The organism is Caballeronia sp. LP006 (genome assembly GCF_031450995.1).
GTDB lineage: Bacteria > Pseudomonadota > Gammaproteobacteria > Burkholderiales > Burkholderiaceae > Caballeronia.
Map to the genome: position 1 here is coordinate 591,166 of NZ_JARTVW010000005.1, position 14,396 is coordinate 605,561.

Annotated in this window: 13 protein-coding genes; 5 read left to right on the forward strand and 8 right to left on the reverse strand. The window is 62.0% G+C overall.

What is annotated here, in order from left to right; genetic code table 11:
• Window positions 1-86: 86 nt before the first annotated feature.
• Window positions 87-1,871 (reverse strand): arginine--tRNA ligase, encoded by a 1,785-nt coding sequence (argS, locus tag P9250_RS19465; protein ID WP_250462720.1) that lies wholly within the window; start codon window positions 1,869-1,871, stop codon window positions 87-89.
• A gap of 254 nt (window positions 1,872-2,125) precedes the next feature.
• On the opposite strand from argS, the gene P9250_RS19470 reads away from it, so the two are divergent.
• Window positions 2,126-2,452: a DUF1840 domain-containing protein gene (locus P9250_RS19470; protein WP_244826828.1), complete on the forward strand. Its 327-nt coding sequence runs from the start codon at window positions 2,126-2,128 to the stop codon at window positions 2,450-2,452.
• A gap of 104 nt (window positions 2,453-2,556) precedes the next feature.
• Here the strand turns inward: P9250_RS19470 and P9250_RS19475 are convergent, their stop codons facing one another.
• The 7 genes from P9250_RS19475 to P9250_RS19505 all read right to left on the reverse strand — a co-directional run bounded on the left by P9250_RS19475 (window position 2,557) and on the right by P9250_RS19505 (window position 10,365).
• Entirely contained in the window at window positions 2,557-2,763 is a 207-nt protein-coding gene (locus P9250_RS19475) for a hypothetical protein (protein ID WP_250462726.1), read from the reverse strand.
• Between the two features lie 143 nt (window positions 2,764-2,906).
• A complete protein-coding gene (gene metH / locus P9250_RS19480; RefSeq protein WP_244827945.1) occupies window positions 2,907-5,624 on the reverse strand; it encodes a methionine synthase in 2,718 nt (905 codons plus the stop codon).
• Between the two features lie 41 nt (window positions 5,625-5,665).
• Window positions 5,666-6,727 (reverse strand): homocysteine S-methyltransferase family protein, encoded by a 1,062-nt coding sequence (locus P9250_RS19485; RefSeq protein ID WP_244826830.1) that lies wholly within the window; start codon window positions 6,725-6,727, stop codon window positions 5,666-5,668.
• A gap of 213 nt (window positions 6,728-6,940) precedes the next feature.
• The gene (locus tag P9250_RS19490; RefSeq protein WP_244826831.1) at window positions 6,941-7,198 is read right to left on the reverse strand and encodes a DUF3567 domain-containing protein; all 258 of its coding nucleotides are present in this window, start codon (window positions 7,196-7,198) and stop codon (window positions 6,941-6,943) included.
• A 135-nt stretch (window positions 7,199-7,333) separates the two neighbouring features.
• Complete coding sequence (locus tag P9250_RS19495; protein ID WP_310394665.1) at window positions 7,334-8,125, reverse strand: alpha/beta fold hydrolase; 792 nt, start codon at window positions 8,123-8,125, stop codon at window positions 7,334-7,336.
• A gap of 137 nt (window positions 8,126-8,262) precedes the next feature.
• Window positions 8,263-9,441, reverse strand: coding sequence for a DUF3108 domain-containing protein (locus P9250_RS19500; protein WP_310394668.1), 1,179 nt, complete (start codon window positions 9,439-9,441; stop codon window positions 8,263-8,265).
• A gap of 114 nt (window positions 9,442-9,555) precedes the next feature.
• Window positions 9,556-10,365 (reverse strand): IclR family transcriptional regulator, encoded by an 810-nt coding sequence (locus P9250_RS19505; protein ID WP_310394670.1) that lies wholly within the window; start codon window positions 10,363-10,365, stop codon window positions 9,556-9,558.
• A gap of 106 nt (window positions 10,366-10,471) precedes the next feature.
• On the opposite strand from P9250_RS19505, the gene P9250_RS19510 reads away from it, so the two are divergent.
• The 4 genes from P9250_RS19510 (at window position 10,472) to P9250_RS19525 (ending at window position 14,371) form a co-directional block, all read left to right on the forward strand.
• Window positions 10,472-11,458, forward strand: a complete 987-nt coding sequence (locus P9250_RS19510) for a fumarylacetoacetate hydrolase family protein (protein ID WP_310394672.1) — start codon at window positions 10,472-10,474, stop codon at window positions 11,456-11,458.
• Between the two features lie 126 nt (window positions 11,459-11,584).
• Window positions 11,585-12,754 carry an ABC transporter substrate-binding protein gene (locus tag P9250_RS19515; protein WP_310394674.1) on the forward strand — a complete coding sequence of 390 codons (1,170 nt, stop codon included), beginning with the start codon at window positions 11,585-11,587 and terminating at the stop codon, window positions 12,752-12,754.
• A gap of 18 nt (window positions 12,755-12,772) precedes the next feature.
• A complete protein-coding gene (locus P9250_RS19520; RefSeq protein ID WP_244826836.1) occupies window positions 12,773-13,600 on the forward strand; it encodes an enoyl-CoA hydratase/isomerase family protein in 828 nt (275 codons plus the stop codon).
• Window positions 13,601-13,636: 36 nt separating this feature from the next.
• On the forward strand, window positions 13,637-14,371 hold the full coding sequence (locus tag P9250_RS19525) for a PhaM family polyhydroxyalkanoate granule multifunctional regulatory protein (protein WP_310394676.1): 735 nt from the start codon (window positions 13,637-13,639) through the stop codon (window positions 14,369-14,371).
• Window positions 14,372-14,396: the final 25 nt, after the last annotated feature.

Genomic DNA, 14,396 nt, shown 5'->3' on the forward strand with positions numbered 1-14,396 from the left:
CGGTGGCTTAAAGCCAAGTCCGCGCCAGGCAGCCGTCCGCGCGCGTCGAAAGTCGTGTTTTCGGCGCGACGGACGTCTTCTGACCATTACATCTTTTCGGGAGCCGACACGCCGATGGTCGCGAGACCGTTGGCGAGCACCTGACGCGTCGCGGCAAGCAGCGCGATGCGCGCGTCGCGTTCCTTTTGTTCGTCCACGAGCACGCGCTCCGCATTGTAGAACGAGTGAAATTCGCCAGCGAGGTCGCGCAAATAGAAAGCGACGGCATGCGGCGCCAGTTCTTCGGCGGCGTGCGCGAGCATTTCCGGATACTCGGCGAGCTTGTTGAGCAACGCCATGGCGCGCGGGCTCGACAGCGGCTCGAGATCGGCGTGCGCGGCTTGGGCCAGATCGCCGCCGTAGCGCTCCTTCCAGTCGTTGAGAATCGTGCTGATGCGCGCGTGGGCGTACTGCACGTAATAGACCGGATTTTCGTCGTTCTGCTTGAGCGCGAGGTCGATATCGAAGACGAATTCGGTATCTGCCTTGCGCGAAATGAGGAAAAAGCGCACGGCGTCGCGGCCGCGGCGGATGGTGTCTTCGTCCAGTTGATCGGGCGCGGCTTCGTTGCCGGGCGTCATGCCGCCCGACCATTCGATCAGATCGCGCACGGTCACGTAGCTTCCGGCGCGCTTGCTGATCTTGACTTCCTGGCCGTCGCGCATGACGGTGACCATCTTGTGCAGCACGTAGTCGGGGTAGCCTTTCGGAATACCGATGCCGAGCCCTTGCAGCCCAGCGCGAACCCGCGCGATGGTGCCGTGGTGGTCCGAGCCCTGCACGTTGATGACCTTGGTGAAGCCGCGCTGCCACTTGGCGACGTGATACGCCACGTCCGGCACGAAGTAGGTGTAGGTGCCGTCGGTCTTGCGCATGACGCGGTCTTTGTCGTCGCCGTCGTCGGTGGTGCGCAGCCACAATGCGCCCTCTTGCTCATAGGTCTTGCCGGCAGCCACGAGCGCCTCGACGGTCTGCTCGACGCGTCCTTCCTTGTACAGCGACGACTCCAGATAGAACTGATCGAACTTCACGCCGAACGCGGTCAGATCCATGTCCTGCTCGTGACGCAGATAAGCGACCGCGAAGCTGCGGATGGCTTCGAGATTCTCGACATCGCCCACGCCCTTGACCGGCTCGCCATCTTTCGCCGCGACGGTTGCGCCCGCCAGGTAATCACGCGCGATATCGGCAATGTACTCGCCGTTGTAGGCCGCTTCCGGCCACTCGGCGTCGCCTGGCTTGAAGCCGCGCGCACGCGCTTGCGTCGAGATGGCGAGGTTGCCGATCTGCACGCCCGCGTCGTTGTAATAGAACTCGCGATGCACCGCGTAACCTTGCGTGCCGAGCAAGTTCGAGAGCGCGTCACCAAGCGCGGCCTGACGGCCATGACCGACGTGCAGCGGTCCGGTTGGGTTCGCGGAGACGAATTCGATCAACACTTGCTTGCCTGCATCGCGCTGCGAGTCGCCGTATGCGGCGCCTTCGGACAGCACTGCCGGGATCACGGCTTGCTTCGCCGTTGCCGCGAGTCGCAGATTGATGAAGCCCGGTCCCGCGACTTCCGCGCCTTCCACGAGCCCCTTGGCTGCTGCGTTGCCGAGTAGCGCATCGACGATTTGTTGCGCAAGCTGACGCGGATTGGCGCGCAGTGGCTTGGCGAGTTGCATCGCCACGTTCGAGGCGACATCGCCATGCGCCGCGACCTTCGGTCGTTCGAGCACGATGGTCGGCGCGACGAAGGCCGCTTCAGTCGCGCCCTGCGTGGCTTGCGCGACCTGCTTGACCGCGTCGGTGAGGAGCGTTTCTAGGGTTTCTTTGTGTGCGGGCAGCATGCTGAAAATGATCCAGTGGAGCGAGTCCGATGTGGTGTGGCGTAGGCGAGGGCGGTGCGCGCGGATGCGCGACGCGATGCTGGTCCGGCCGTAAGAGGCCTCGACAGGCCGCGGGAATCAAACTACGCGTAAAGCGGGATTTTAGCAGGTGCTAATATGTCGAATCAGGGTGCATACCGGGCAGTCGGCGCGACTCGCGGCAACATCGTGCAGCTTTCAAAGCTGCATATCAACATAAAGAAAAGGACCTAACCATGCTGATCACTTTCAAAACCAGCGCGGCTCCGGACGTCATGATGCTGCAAAACCTCGCCGAGTATCTGCTTGGCATCATTGGTAAACAGCTGAACGAACGGGGCGTCATCACTCACGACGAACTGCCCGCGGCTATCGAAAAACTCGAAGCCGCCGTGTCGACCGACAAGAAAGAGCGCGCCGAGCACGACGGCCACTTCCACGAAGGTGAGGACGGTCACGAACCGCACGAGATTCCTATCGGGCTGGCGCAACGCGCTTATCCGTTTCTCGACATGCTGCGTCTTGCGCAGAAAGAGCATACGGACATTCTCTGGGGCGTCTGAACGTTCGTTTGCATTGGCGAATAAAAAAACCCGCATCGGCGACGATGCGGGTTTTTACTTTGCAGCGGACATAACGTCAGACGGCTGAGTCGCGATGCTGCCGCTTACTGCGACTGACCGCCTTCCGCCGGAGCAGGTTTGGCGGACGCTCTCGGCTTCTTGGGCTTCTTCGGCTTCTTCTTGTGCTCGGTAACGGGCGGCGAGTACGAAGACGCCGTGGTGGTGCTGGCCTGCGCGAACGCAGCCGAACTCGATGCTGCAAGTACGGCTGCCGCAAGCGCTACGGTTACGGCGGACGTCATCTTCTTCATGCGACTTTCTCCGTGACGAAAAGAAATGCGCGGCCGTCGTGGTGACGACCTATCGCGGCTACAAGTCTACGGAAATCAAAATTTTCCCGCCGATAGCGTGCATTTTTTTCGTTATCACAGATTGCATATGTTGTTTTGCAGCATTAGCGCTGCGGCGCGAGGGCGCGTTCCGCATCCGCGTTCGAGATCGCCATGCGTTCGGCGAAACTCGCAAGTTGGTCGTCGCCGATCTTGCCCACCGAAAAATACGTGCTCTCCGGGTGCGCGAGATAGAAACCCGACACGCTCGCGGCCGGCAACATGGCAAGCGACTCCGTCACGCTCATGCCGATTTCGCCTGCCTGAAGTACTTCGAACATATCGCGCTTGACGAGGTGATCCGGGCACGCCGGATAACCCGGCGCCGGGCGAATGCCGGCGTACTTTTCCGCGATCAGCGATTCGTTGTCCAGCGTTTCGTTCGCCGCATAGCCCCACAGATCGCGACGCACGCGCGCGTGCAGTGCTTCGGCGAATGCTTCTGCGAAACGGTCGGCCAGCGCCTTCAGCATGATTGCGCTGTAGTCGTCGTGATCGGCTTCGAACTGCTTTTCCTTCTTGTCGACGCCAAGGCCCGCCGTCACCGCGAACATGCCGATGTAGTCGGCCACGCCGGAATCTTTCGGCGCGATGAAGTCGGCAAGCGAGCGGTTCGGCCGCTGCACGCCATCGACAATCGGACGCACGCTTTGTTGACGCAGATTGCGCCATGTCATTGCGACCTGCGAGCGTGAGTCGTCCGTGTAGATTTCGATGTCGTCGTCGTTCACGGTGTTCGCGGGCAGCAGCATGACCACGCCGTTCGCCTGAAGCCAGCGGCCCTGGATGATGCGCGAGAGCATGGACTTGCCGTCCGAGAACACGCGCCGCGCCGATTCGCCGACGATTTCATCGTTGAGAATCGCGGGGTAGGGGCCCGCGAGATCCCATGTCTGAAAGAACGGCGCCCAGTCGATATAAGTCGCCAACTCGGCTAGATCGTAATTCTTGAACACGCGCCGCCCGATGAAGCCCGGCTTCTTCGGCCGATACGCGCTCCAGTCGATCTTCGTCTTGTTGGCCCGCGCCTGGTCGTAAGTGACCATGGGCAGCGCCTTCTTGTTCGCGTGTTGCGTGCGGATGCGGTCGTAGTCGGTCTTCAGGTCGTCGAGATACTTGGCCGCACCCTCGTCCGACAGCAGGCTCGACGCCACCGAGACCGAACGCGACGCATCCGGCACATACACCACCGGCCCTTCGTAATGCGGCGCGATCTTCACGGCTGTGTGCACGCGCGAAGTCGTCGCGCCGCCGATCAGAAGCGGCGTCTGCTTGCCACGGAAGTAGTCGTCGCGCTGCATTTCGGACGCGACGTACGCCATCTCCTCGAGACTCGGCGTAATGAGTCCCGAGAGCCCGATGATATCCGCGCCTTCTTCCTTCGCCTTTTGCAGGATGGTCGCGCAGGGCACCATCACGCCCATGTTGACCACTTCGAAGTTGTTGCACTGGAGCACGACCGAGACGATGTTCTTGCCGATGTCGTGCACGTCGCCCTTCACGGTCGCGATGACGATCTTGCCCTTCGGCCGCACGTCGGCGCCTGCATCGGCGAGACGCTTCTTTTCTTCTTCGATGAACGGAATTAGATGCGCAACCGCCTGCTTCATCACGCGAGCGGACTTGACCACTTGCGGCAGGAACATCTTGCCCGCGCCGAACAGGTCGCCGACGACATTCATGCCGTCCATGAGCGGCCCTTCGATCACGTTGATCGGCCGGCCGCCTGCCTTCTCGATCTTCGCGCGCACTTCTTCCGTATCTTCGACGATGAAGTTCGTGATGCCGTGCACGAGCGCATGCGACAGACGCGCTTCGACCGGCTGATTACGCCATTCGAGGTTCTCCTCCTTTTTTGCCGCGCCGGTCTTGAACTTGTCGGCGACTTCGAGCAGACGGTCGGTGCCGTCGTCGCGACGATTGAGCACGACGTCTTCCACGCGTTCGCGCAACTCGGCGTCGAGATCGGCATAAACGCCGAGCTGGCCCGCGTTGACGATGCCCATGTCCATGCCCGCCTGAATGGCGTGGTAGAGGAACACGGTATGGATGGCTTCGCGCACGGGGTCGTTGCCGCGAAACGAGAACGACACGTTCGACACGCCGCCGCTCACCTTGGCGTGCGGCAGATTTTGTTTGATCCAGCGCGTGGCGTTGATGAAATCGACCGCGTAGTTGTTGTGCTCTTCGATGCCCGTCGCGATAGCGAAGATGTTCGGATCGAAGATGATGTCCTCGGGCTCGAAGCCCACTTCGTTCACGAGGATGTCGTAGGAGCGCTTGCAGATTTGCGTCTTGCGCTCGAAGGTATCGGCCTGCCCTTGCTCGTCGAAGGCCATGACCACGGATGCCGCGCCGTAGCGACGGATCAGGTTCGCGTGATGACGGAACGCGTCCTCGCCTTCCTTGAGCGAGATCGAGTTGACGATAGCCTTGCCTTGCACGCATTTGAGACCGGCTTCGATCACCTCGAACTTCGACGAGTCGATCATGATCGGCACACGCGCGATATCCGGCTCCGAGGCGATCAGATTCAGAAAGCGCACCATGGCGGCTTTCGAATCGAGCATGGCCTCGTCCATGTTGATGTCGATGACCTGCGCGCCGTTCTCGACCTGCTGACGCGCGACGGCGAGCGCTTCATCGAACTGGCCGTTGAGGATCATGCGCGCGAACGCCTTCGAGCCGGTCACGTTCGTGCGCTCGCCGACGTTGATGAAGAGCGAGCTGTCGGTGACGTTGAACGGCTCGAGGCCGGAAAGGCGCATGGTGTGGTCGGTCATGGTGTCTTTTATCTTGTCGTCGGTCGATGTCGGTATCGTCGTCAAGCAGCGTCGCGATACTGCGAAGGAAACGCGCGCGGCTTCACCTCGGCAAGCGCCTTCGCGATCTCCGCAATGTGCTCCGGCGTCGTCCCGCAGCAACCGCCCGCAAGGTTCACGAGCCCCGCCTGCGCAAACTCCTTCAGCAAGCCCGAGGTCACATCCGGCGTCTCGTCGAAGCCCGTATCGCTCATCGGATTCGGCAGGCCCGCGTTCGGATAGCACGAAACGTAGGTATCGCAGAGCTTCGCCAATTCGGCGATATACGGACGCATCAGCGCCGCGCCCAGTGCGCAGTTGAGGCCGAAAGTCAGCGGCTTCGCATGACGCAGCGAGTTCCAGAAGGCTTCGACCGTCTGTCCCGACAAGATGCGGCCCGACGCATCCGTTACCGTGCCCGAGATCATGATCGGCAGGAGTTCGCCCGTGTCCTCGAACAGCTCGTCGAGCGCGAAGAGCGCGGCTTTCGCGTTCAAGGTGTCGAAGATGGTCTCGACAAGGAACAGATCGCAGCCCGCGTCGAGCAACGCCTTCGCCTGATCGTAATAAGCCTCGCGCAATTCGTCGAAGGTCACGTTGCGCGCGCCGGGATCGTTCACGTCGGGCGAGATGCTTGCGGTCTTGGGCGTCGGTCCGATCGCGCCCGCCACGAAGCGTGGCTTGTCGGGCGTGGAGAAGGCATCGCAGGCGGCACGCGCGAGCTTTGCCGACTCGACGTTCATCTCGATAGCCAGGTCTTCCATGCCGTAGTCGGCCTGCGCCACGCGTGTCGCGCCAAACGTATTCGTCTCGATGATGTCCGCGCCCGCCGCCAGATACTTGTCGTGAATCTCGCGGATGATCTGCGGCTGCGTGATCGAAAGCAGTTCGTTGTTGCCCTTGATGTCGCGTGCGTAGTCCTTGAAGCGCTCGCCACGGTACGCGGCTTCGTCGAGCTTGTAGCGCTGGATCATCGTGCCCATCGCGCCATCCAGGATGAGGATGCGTTTCTGCAAGAGCGCGGGGAGCGCGGCGCCGCGCGTGTAGACGCGCGAAGGAGCTTTGGATATGGCGTTCTGGTTCATGACGGACGGGCCCTGCACCAATGTGAAATAGTCTGCATTGTAGCCGCAGCGCGGCTCGATCGCCGTGTGCGGGAGCGCTCGCGGACATGGCGCCGATGCAAAAAAAGAACCCCGCCTGGTTGCCCGGACGGGGTCTTTCGTGTCGCATGCTGCCGTGATCACCGCTGCTGGAGCGGGCGCGACGCGGCACTCAACCGCGCGCGCAGTCGAGTTTCAGTGGAGCACCACCGGCTGATTCATCAAGATATCGAACTGACCGAGGAATTCATCGACGTCTTCGAGCGACGGTTCTTCTTCGATCAGTTTCTGCACGTGCTCGCGAAACTTGGCGGCAAGCGCACCGTCGATGAAGATTTCCCGCTGCGTATTTTTGTCGACGATCTCATAGCCGCCCGACATCATCGCAAGATGATTGTCCTGCGGCGGGAACTCAACGACGCAATAGTTAGGGCTGTTGTAGATCATTTGCATGGCGACACTCCTTATTCCTGTTGCTCCTGGCAATCCTGCACCGTAATTGGAGCGCTCGGGTGGGAATTCAAGGGGTGGCCTCGACGTGATGCCGGTTTATCGAGGCTTTCTTGTGAAGCTTTTGACGCGAAAAGCTTATGACGCGGACGTGCGCAAGAAGTCATTCAACAATGCGCAAAACCGTTGCGACTCCTCGACCGGGCTTAGGTGCGCTGCGTTGAGTAGTTCGAATCGCGCGCCTGGTACGGTATCGGCAATCACCTGAGATGCAGCATGTGGCGTGCCACTGTCGTGCTCGCCGGCAATTATCAGCGTATGTTTGTCGATGGCTGCGAGCTTGTCCCCAACGTTGAAACGGCTGACTGCTTCGGCCGCGCGGGCGAAACCTTCGACGGGCGTTTGCGCAATCGTTTCGCCAATTTGCTCGACCGCTTCCGGATGCGCCTTGCGAAATTGCGGCGTTAGCCAGCGTTCGAGCGTTGCATCCACCATACTCGCTACGCCGTTTTCGCGCACGGAAGCTGCCCGCTGACGAAAGGTAGGCTGCGCTTCTTCCGGAATAAACGCCGGCGCACCGACGACCGTCAGCGAATCCACTTTATCCGCATGGTTGATCGCAAACGTCTGCGCGACCATGCCGCCAATGGATAAGCCCACAAGGTGCGTGGTCTTTGCGCCGAGCTCGTCGAGCAATTCGGCCAGGTCATCGGCGAGGTCCCTGATACTGAACGCGTCCTGCGATACCGCAGTCCTTCCATGTCCGCGCAGGTCATAACGCAACACGTTGTAGCCATGACGGAAGTATCCCGCCATCTGGTCCCACACCGAGAGATCGCCTCCAAGTTGGTGGATGAAGGTGAGCGTCGGGCCGCCGCCTTCGTTGTCGAGAACATACCGTGTGTCGATGCCATTGATCGTCAACTGCATATCGGCTCCGTGGAGAATGCGGTTTGCGCTGCTGTCTCCGTTTTTCGTGCGCGCGGCGGTGTCAGTTCGAGGTCCGGGCCACTGCATTGCCGTGACGCGGATTCTTCATACGCATCCGGCGTGCCTGAATCGTCGTCTTAGCGCGCTTCGGGAGCTATTCCCAACTTGTCCGCCCACAGCATTTCGATCTGCATGCCATTCGGTTCGGTTTGCAGAATACGCACAGGCAGCCAGCCGAGCGCGGGCGCGAGCCAGATGTCGAGCTTGCGTTTGTCCCCTTCGCGGCGCGGCAGGCGCGTGAAGTGGCGCGCTGTGGTGAATCCGCCGCGCGACTGCACGTTTTCGTCGCCGACGGTTTCGAGTGCCCAAACTTCGTTGCTGTCGTTATCGGCGACGCTGAACTGGCGCGTCACGCCCGGCTTGTATTGATCGGGCGATCCGCGCACCAGACTGGACAATTGCATGACCACGCTGAAGCGGTCCTGCGCACCATCGGCGAGCGGCTGGCTATTGGGCGTACGCGTATAGACGATCTGTCTGGTCTCGCGATTGAACACGGCGATATCGGCGGCGCGGCGGCCGCGTTGTTCGGAATACTGGTCCGGCGCGATGCCGAAGGTATCGATGTGACCTTTGCTCGAATAGACGTATGGACCGACGAAGGGCAGCGGAATGGAAACGACCATCTCGTAATGCTGTCCATCGTTCGTCCAGTGAATGGTGCCGGTCTGATTCATAACGCCGTTCACGAGCGTGTCGTAACGAAGCTCGCCGGATGGCGGCACGCTGAATTTGTCGCCGGATGCGACGGCTGGCTGCGATGCAGGCACGGCAGCTTGCGCGGATGCAGAAGCGGCAGAAGCGGCAGAAGCGGCAGAAGCGGCTGCAATCGCGGCGGCTTGTGCTTGGGCGGTGTCGTCATCGGCAACGATTGGGGTGACAGGCGGCGCGGGCGTTGTTGACGGTGTGGGCGTTGGCGCCGGTGCGGCTGGCTTCGGTTGGGGTGTGGGCTTCGGTGGTTCGACAGCCTTCGTCGGTGCAGGTTTGACGGGCGTCTGTGCAGGCGTGGGAGGCTGTGGCGCAGGCGGCGCAACCGGTTTCTGTGTCAACAGTTCGACCTGCACGGGTGGGTTTTCCGGCGGCGGATTAACCGGCTGTTGCGCACGGCCAACCCAGCGCATCGCGCCCAAGTGCAGACACACGACGATGAGAATGACTAGCGCCCAGCGGCCCCAGCGGCGCGGCGGGTTTTCGGCATCGGATGGCTCGCCGGATGCGAAAGCAGTACTTCGACGGCGAAACGGGAAAAGTGGCATTGAACGAAGCGACGGAAAGGCGCGTGTTACGGAACACAAGGAACGTTTTCGACACATTTGAACGAAACGATGTTCCTTGAATGCGCCTCGCACGCGAAGCTTTTACAAAACGCGTCAAAGCGAGCGCTCGTCTTCCGCATAACCCAGCTCATACGACAAACCGCGCGCGCACTCGCGCAGCGCGGAATCGATTTCACCGCCCCAGCGCGTGTCGAACGCGCCTTCGTGACCCAGTGCGATCAAACCCAGTGCGAGTTCGCCCGTCGAATCGAAAACCGGCGTGCAGAATGCATGAATCGATGGCAACAGCATGCCTTCCACGCGCGCCGCGCCCTGTTCGCGCACATCGGCAAGAAGCGGCTCGACATCCGCGAGCGTTTTCTTCGTGGTGGCGAGTTCACGCGCGAGCATCGCCTGCGTCTTGCTGCGCGGCAGGTAAGCCGCGAACAGCAGACCAGTTGCCGACGAAAGCAGCGGCATGACATCGCCGAGCTTGAGCGATGCCTTCGCCGGATAGCTCGATTCCATCCAGTGCACGACGGTCGGCCCCTGATTGCCCCACACGGCGATGCCGACCGTCTGATCCAGCCTGTCGCGCAATTGCGCAAGCGCCAGACGCGCGAGCTTCACGCCATCGACGCGTGCAAGGCGTGCCAGTCCCATCTGCAAGGCGAAGCCGCCGAGCTCGTAGCGCCCCGACAAAGGATCTTGCGATGCCAGCCCAAGCCGCACGAAGCTCACCAGATAGCGATGCGCCTTCGCCGGGCTCATGCCGGCCCGCTGCGCAAGATCGCGCAACATCATGGCACGCGGTTCGTTGGTGAGCACGTCGAGCAGACGAAAGCCGACTTCGATCGATTGAATGCCCGAGCGGGTTTTTTCAGAAGCGGTGTCGACGAGGTCGTCGTCCTGGGTTTCATCCATCTGGAGCGCGTAAAAGGGCTTATGCCGAATGGCCGACTCATCGACCGGCGATTCACCATCGTAAAATAGATTTTCCTTAACGTCATCACGGCTTACCCTTCGCTCTATGAAACTCGCCACGCTGAAAGACGGCACGCGCGACGGCCAACTCGTCGTCGTCTCGCGCGACTTGCGCACCGCGGCCATCGCCGATGGAATCGTCTCGACGCTGCAACGCGCGCTCGACGACTGGGCCTTCTATGCGCCGCAACTCATGGACGTCTACGAAGCGCTGAATCAATCGCGCGCACGCAATAGCTTCACGTTCGATCCCAAAGCCTGCATGGCGCCGCTGCCGCGCGCCTTCCAGTGGGCGGACGGCTCGGCCTACGTGAATCACGTCGAACTCGTGCGGCGCGCGCGCGGCGCGGAAATGCCGCCCGAGTTCTGGACCGATCCGTTGATGTATCAGGGCGGTAGCGACGATTTCATCGGGCCGACGGACGATATCGTGTGCGCGTCCGAATCGTTCGGCATCGACTTCGAAGCGGAAGTGGCGGTCATCACGTCGGATGTCCCGATGGCGCCCACGCCCGATGAAGCGTTGAAGAGCGTGCGCTTGCTGATGCTCGTCAACGATGTGTCGTTGCGCAATCTGATTCCGCCCGAACTGGCGAAAGGCTTCGGCTTCTTTCAGAGCAAGCCCGCAAGCGCGTTCGCGCCCGTGGCCGTCACGCCCGACGAACTCGGCGACGCCTGGAGCGAAGGCCGCGTGCATCGCCCGATGATCGTGCACTGGAACGGCAAGAAAGTCGGTCAGCCGGAATGCGGCGTCGACATGGTCTTCCACTTCGGCCAGTTGATCGCGCACGCGGCAAAGACGCGCAACCTGCGCGCGGGGTCCATCGTCGGCTCGGGCACCATCTCCAACAAGGACGCGCAGCGCGGCTACTGCTGTATCGCGGAGAAGCGCTGCCTCGAAATCATCGAGCACGGCGCGGCAGAGACGGAGTTCATGAAGTTCGGCGACAGCGTGAAGATCGAGATGTTCGACGAGCGCGGCAAGTCCATTTTCGGCGCGATCGATCAGGCCGTGACGCAACTGGAGCACTAAGGCACCGAGCGCGCGGCGGGGTTTAGCCCGATGCGTCGCGAGCCTTTGCCCTCTTACACTTGCCGGGCGCTGCGGCGTGAATGAAGTTCGAACTAAAGCGCGAATAAAACAACAAGGAGACGTTCCATGCGCAAAGGCAAGTGGAGGATGGCGGCGGCGCTGGCATTCGCCTCGGTGTTTATGACGACCGGGGCCATCGCGCAGACGCCGCACGTGAAGATCGGTCTCGTGCTCTCGCTGACGGGGCCGGCTGCATCGCTCGGCATTCCGGCTCGCGAAACCGTCGCGCTTCTGCCCAAGGAAATGGGCGGCCGAGCGGTCGACTACATCGTGCTCGACGACGCATCCGACACCACGCAAGCGGTGCAGACCACGAAGAAGCTGATCAGCGAAGATCAGGTCGACGCGATCATCGGTTCGTCGATCACGCCGAACTCGCTCGCCATGATCGATGTCGTGTCGCAAGGTCAGACGCCCATGATCTCGCTCGCTTCGTCGGCAAAGATCATCGAGCCCGTGGACGATAAACGGCGCTGGGTCTTCAAGACGCCGCAGACCGACGCGATGATGGCATCGGCCATTGCGGAACACGCGAGCAATCACGGCGTGAAGACGATTGCGTTCATCGGCCAGGCAGACGCGCTCGGCGAAACCTTCTACGCGGAAGTCGCGAAGTTCGCGCAGATCCACAAGATCGAAGTCGTGGCCAACGAGCGGTTCAATCGCACCGACCCGAGCGTGACCGGCCAGATTCTCAAGATTCTTGCGGCGAAGCCTGATGCCGTGGTCGTCGGCGCGGCCGGCACGCCTGCCGCCTTGCCACCCAAGACGCTCGCGCAGCGCGGCTTCAAGGGCAAGGTCTATCACAACCACGGCGTGGGTAATCGCGATTTCCTGCGCGTGTGCGGCACGGACTGCAACGGCACCTTTCTGCCTGCGAGCCCGGTGCTTGTCGCCGCCCAGTTGCCTGACGATCATCCGGCGAAGCGCCTCGCGCTCGACTACATCAAGCTGTATGAAACGAAGCAGGGCGCGGGCTCGGTCTCCGCGTTCGGCTCGTATGCGTGGGATGCGGGCATGCTGCTCGATCGCGCCGTGCCCATCGCGTTGAAAGCGGGCGCGCCCGGCACGCCCGCGTTTCGCGCCGCGCTGCGCGACGCGCTCGAAAGCACGAAGCAGTTCGCCGATACCAACGGGCAGGTCAACATGACGCCCAACGATCACATCGGTCTCGATCAACGCGCGCGCGTGATGGTCGAGATTCGCGACGGCAATTGGATCTATCAGCCGCGCTGAACGCAACCTAACATCGACATGACCGACCTTGCCCTGTACTCGAATTACCGCTCGCTCGAACTGCGCCGCCATGCGGATGGCGTGCTCGAAGTCGTGATGCCCGGCGCGGGCGCGAACAAAAGCGGCCTCTCTACCGCCGATGCCAACATGCATCGCGAACTCGCGGAAATCTGGCGCGATATCGACCGCGATCCCGACACGCGCGTCGCGCTGATTCGCGGCGAAGGCAAGGGCTTTTCGGCGGGCGGCGATCTCGGGCTCGTCGAGGAAATGGCCAACGACTTCGACGTGCGCGCCCGCGTGTGGCGCGAGGCGCGCGATCTCGTGTACAACGTGATCAACTGCAGCAAGCCTATCGTTTCCGCCATGCATGGTCCGGCCGTCGGCGCGGGACTCGTCGCGGGTTTGCTCGCGGATATTTCGATCGCATCGAAGACGGCGCGCATCATCGACGGCCATACGCGCCTGGGCGTTGCAGCGGGCGATCACGCGGCCATCGTCTGGCCGCTGCTGTGCGGCATGGCCAAGGCCAAGTACTATCTGTTGCTATGCGAGCCGGTGAGCGGCGAGGAAGCGGAACGCATCGGGCTCGTGTCGCTCGCGGTCGAGGAAAGCGACTTGATGCCGAAGGCGCTCGAAGTCGCGAACCGTCTCGCGCATGGCTCGCAGACCGCGATCCGCTGGACCAAGTACGCGCTGAACAACTGGCTGCGCTCGGCGGGACCCACATTCGATACGTCCCTCGCGCTCGAATTCATGGGTTTTGCAGGACCAGACGTGCACGAAGGCATGCGCTCGTTGCGAGAGCGTCGCGCGCCGGACTTCCCCGGCGGCGCGCCGTTCTGAATCGGAGCACCCGAACACCTTGCTGAGGAGAGAACAATGACCGACAACGCCGGCGGCAACTCGCCATTCACGATGCCCGGTTTTCCCGGATTCGGCCAGGCCGACATGATGGGCAAGATGTGGGAGCTGATGCGCCTGAATCCGTTCGCCGCCGCGATGCAGGGCGGCGGTCAGGGCATGGGTCCGTCGCTTTCGGCGATGTCCGACATGATGGCGCCGCTCACCAACATCGAGGAACTCGACAAGCGCGTGACCGACATGCGCGCGGTCGAGCAGTGGCTGAAGCTCAACCTCAGCATGCTGCAATCGGCGATTCAGGCGCTAGAGGTGCAGCGGGCGACACTCGCCACGTTGCGTGCGTTCGGCGCGTACGCGCAGACGTCGATGGAAGGCAAGCAAGCGCCTGCCGAGAAGCCGAAGTCTGCAGCCGGCTGGCCGATGACCGGCGCGGCGAAGGAAACGCCTCCGCCACAAGCGGCGGCGCAACCGGCGGCGTCGAGCGAGGAGTCGGAAGAAGCCAATGCGGATGCCGCGCTGCCGCCCGGGTTCGACCCGAGCGGCTGGTGGAACGTGCTGCAATCGCAGTTCAACCAACTGGCGCATCTCGCCATGATGCAGCCCGGCATGACGGGCGCGCCGGGTGTACAGCCGGAATCCGGTGACGCCGCGGCGTCCTCGACATCCGACTCCGATAACGGCGACAAGGCGTCCGATACCGCCGCGAAGAAAGCGCCCGCAAGGAAAGCCGCGCCGCGCAAGAAAGCAGAGTAGTCGAGCTAGCTGCCGGGGGCACACA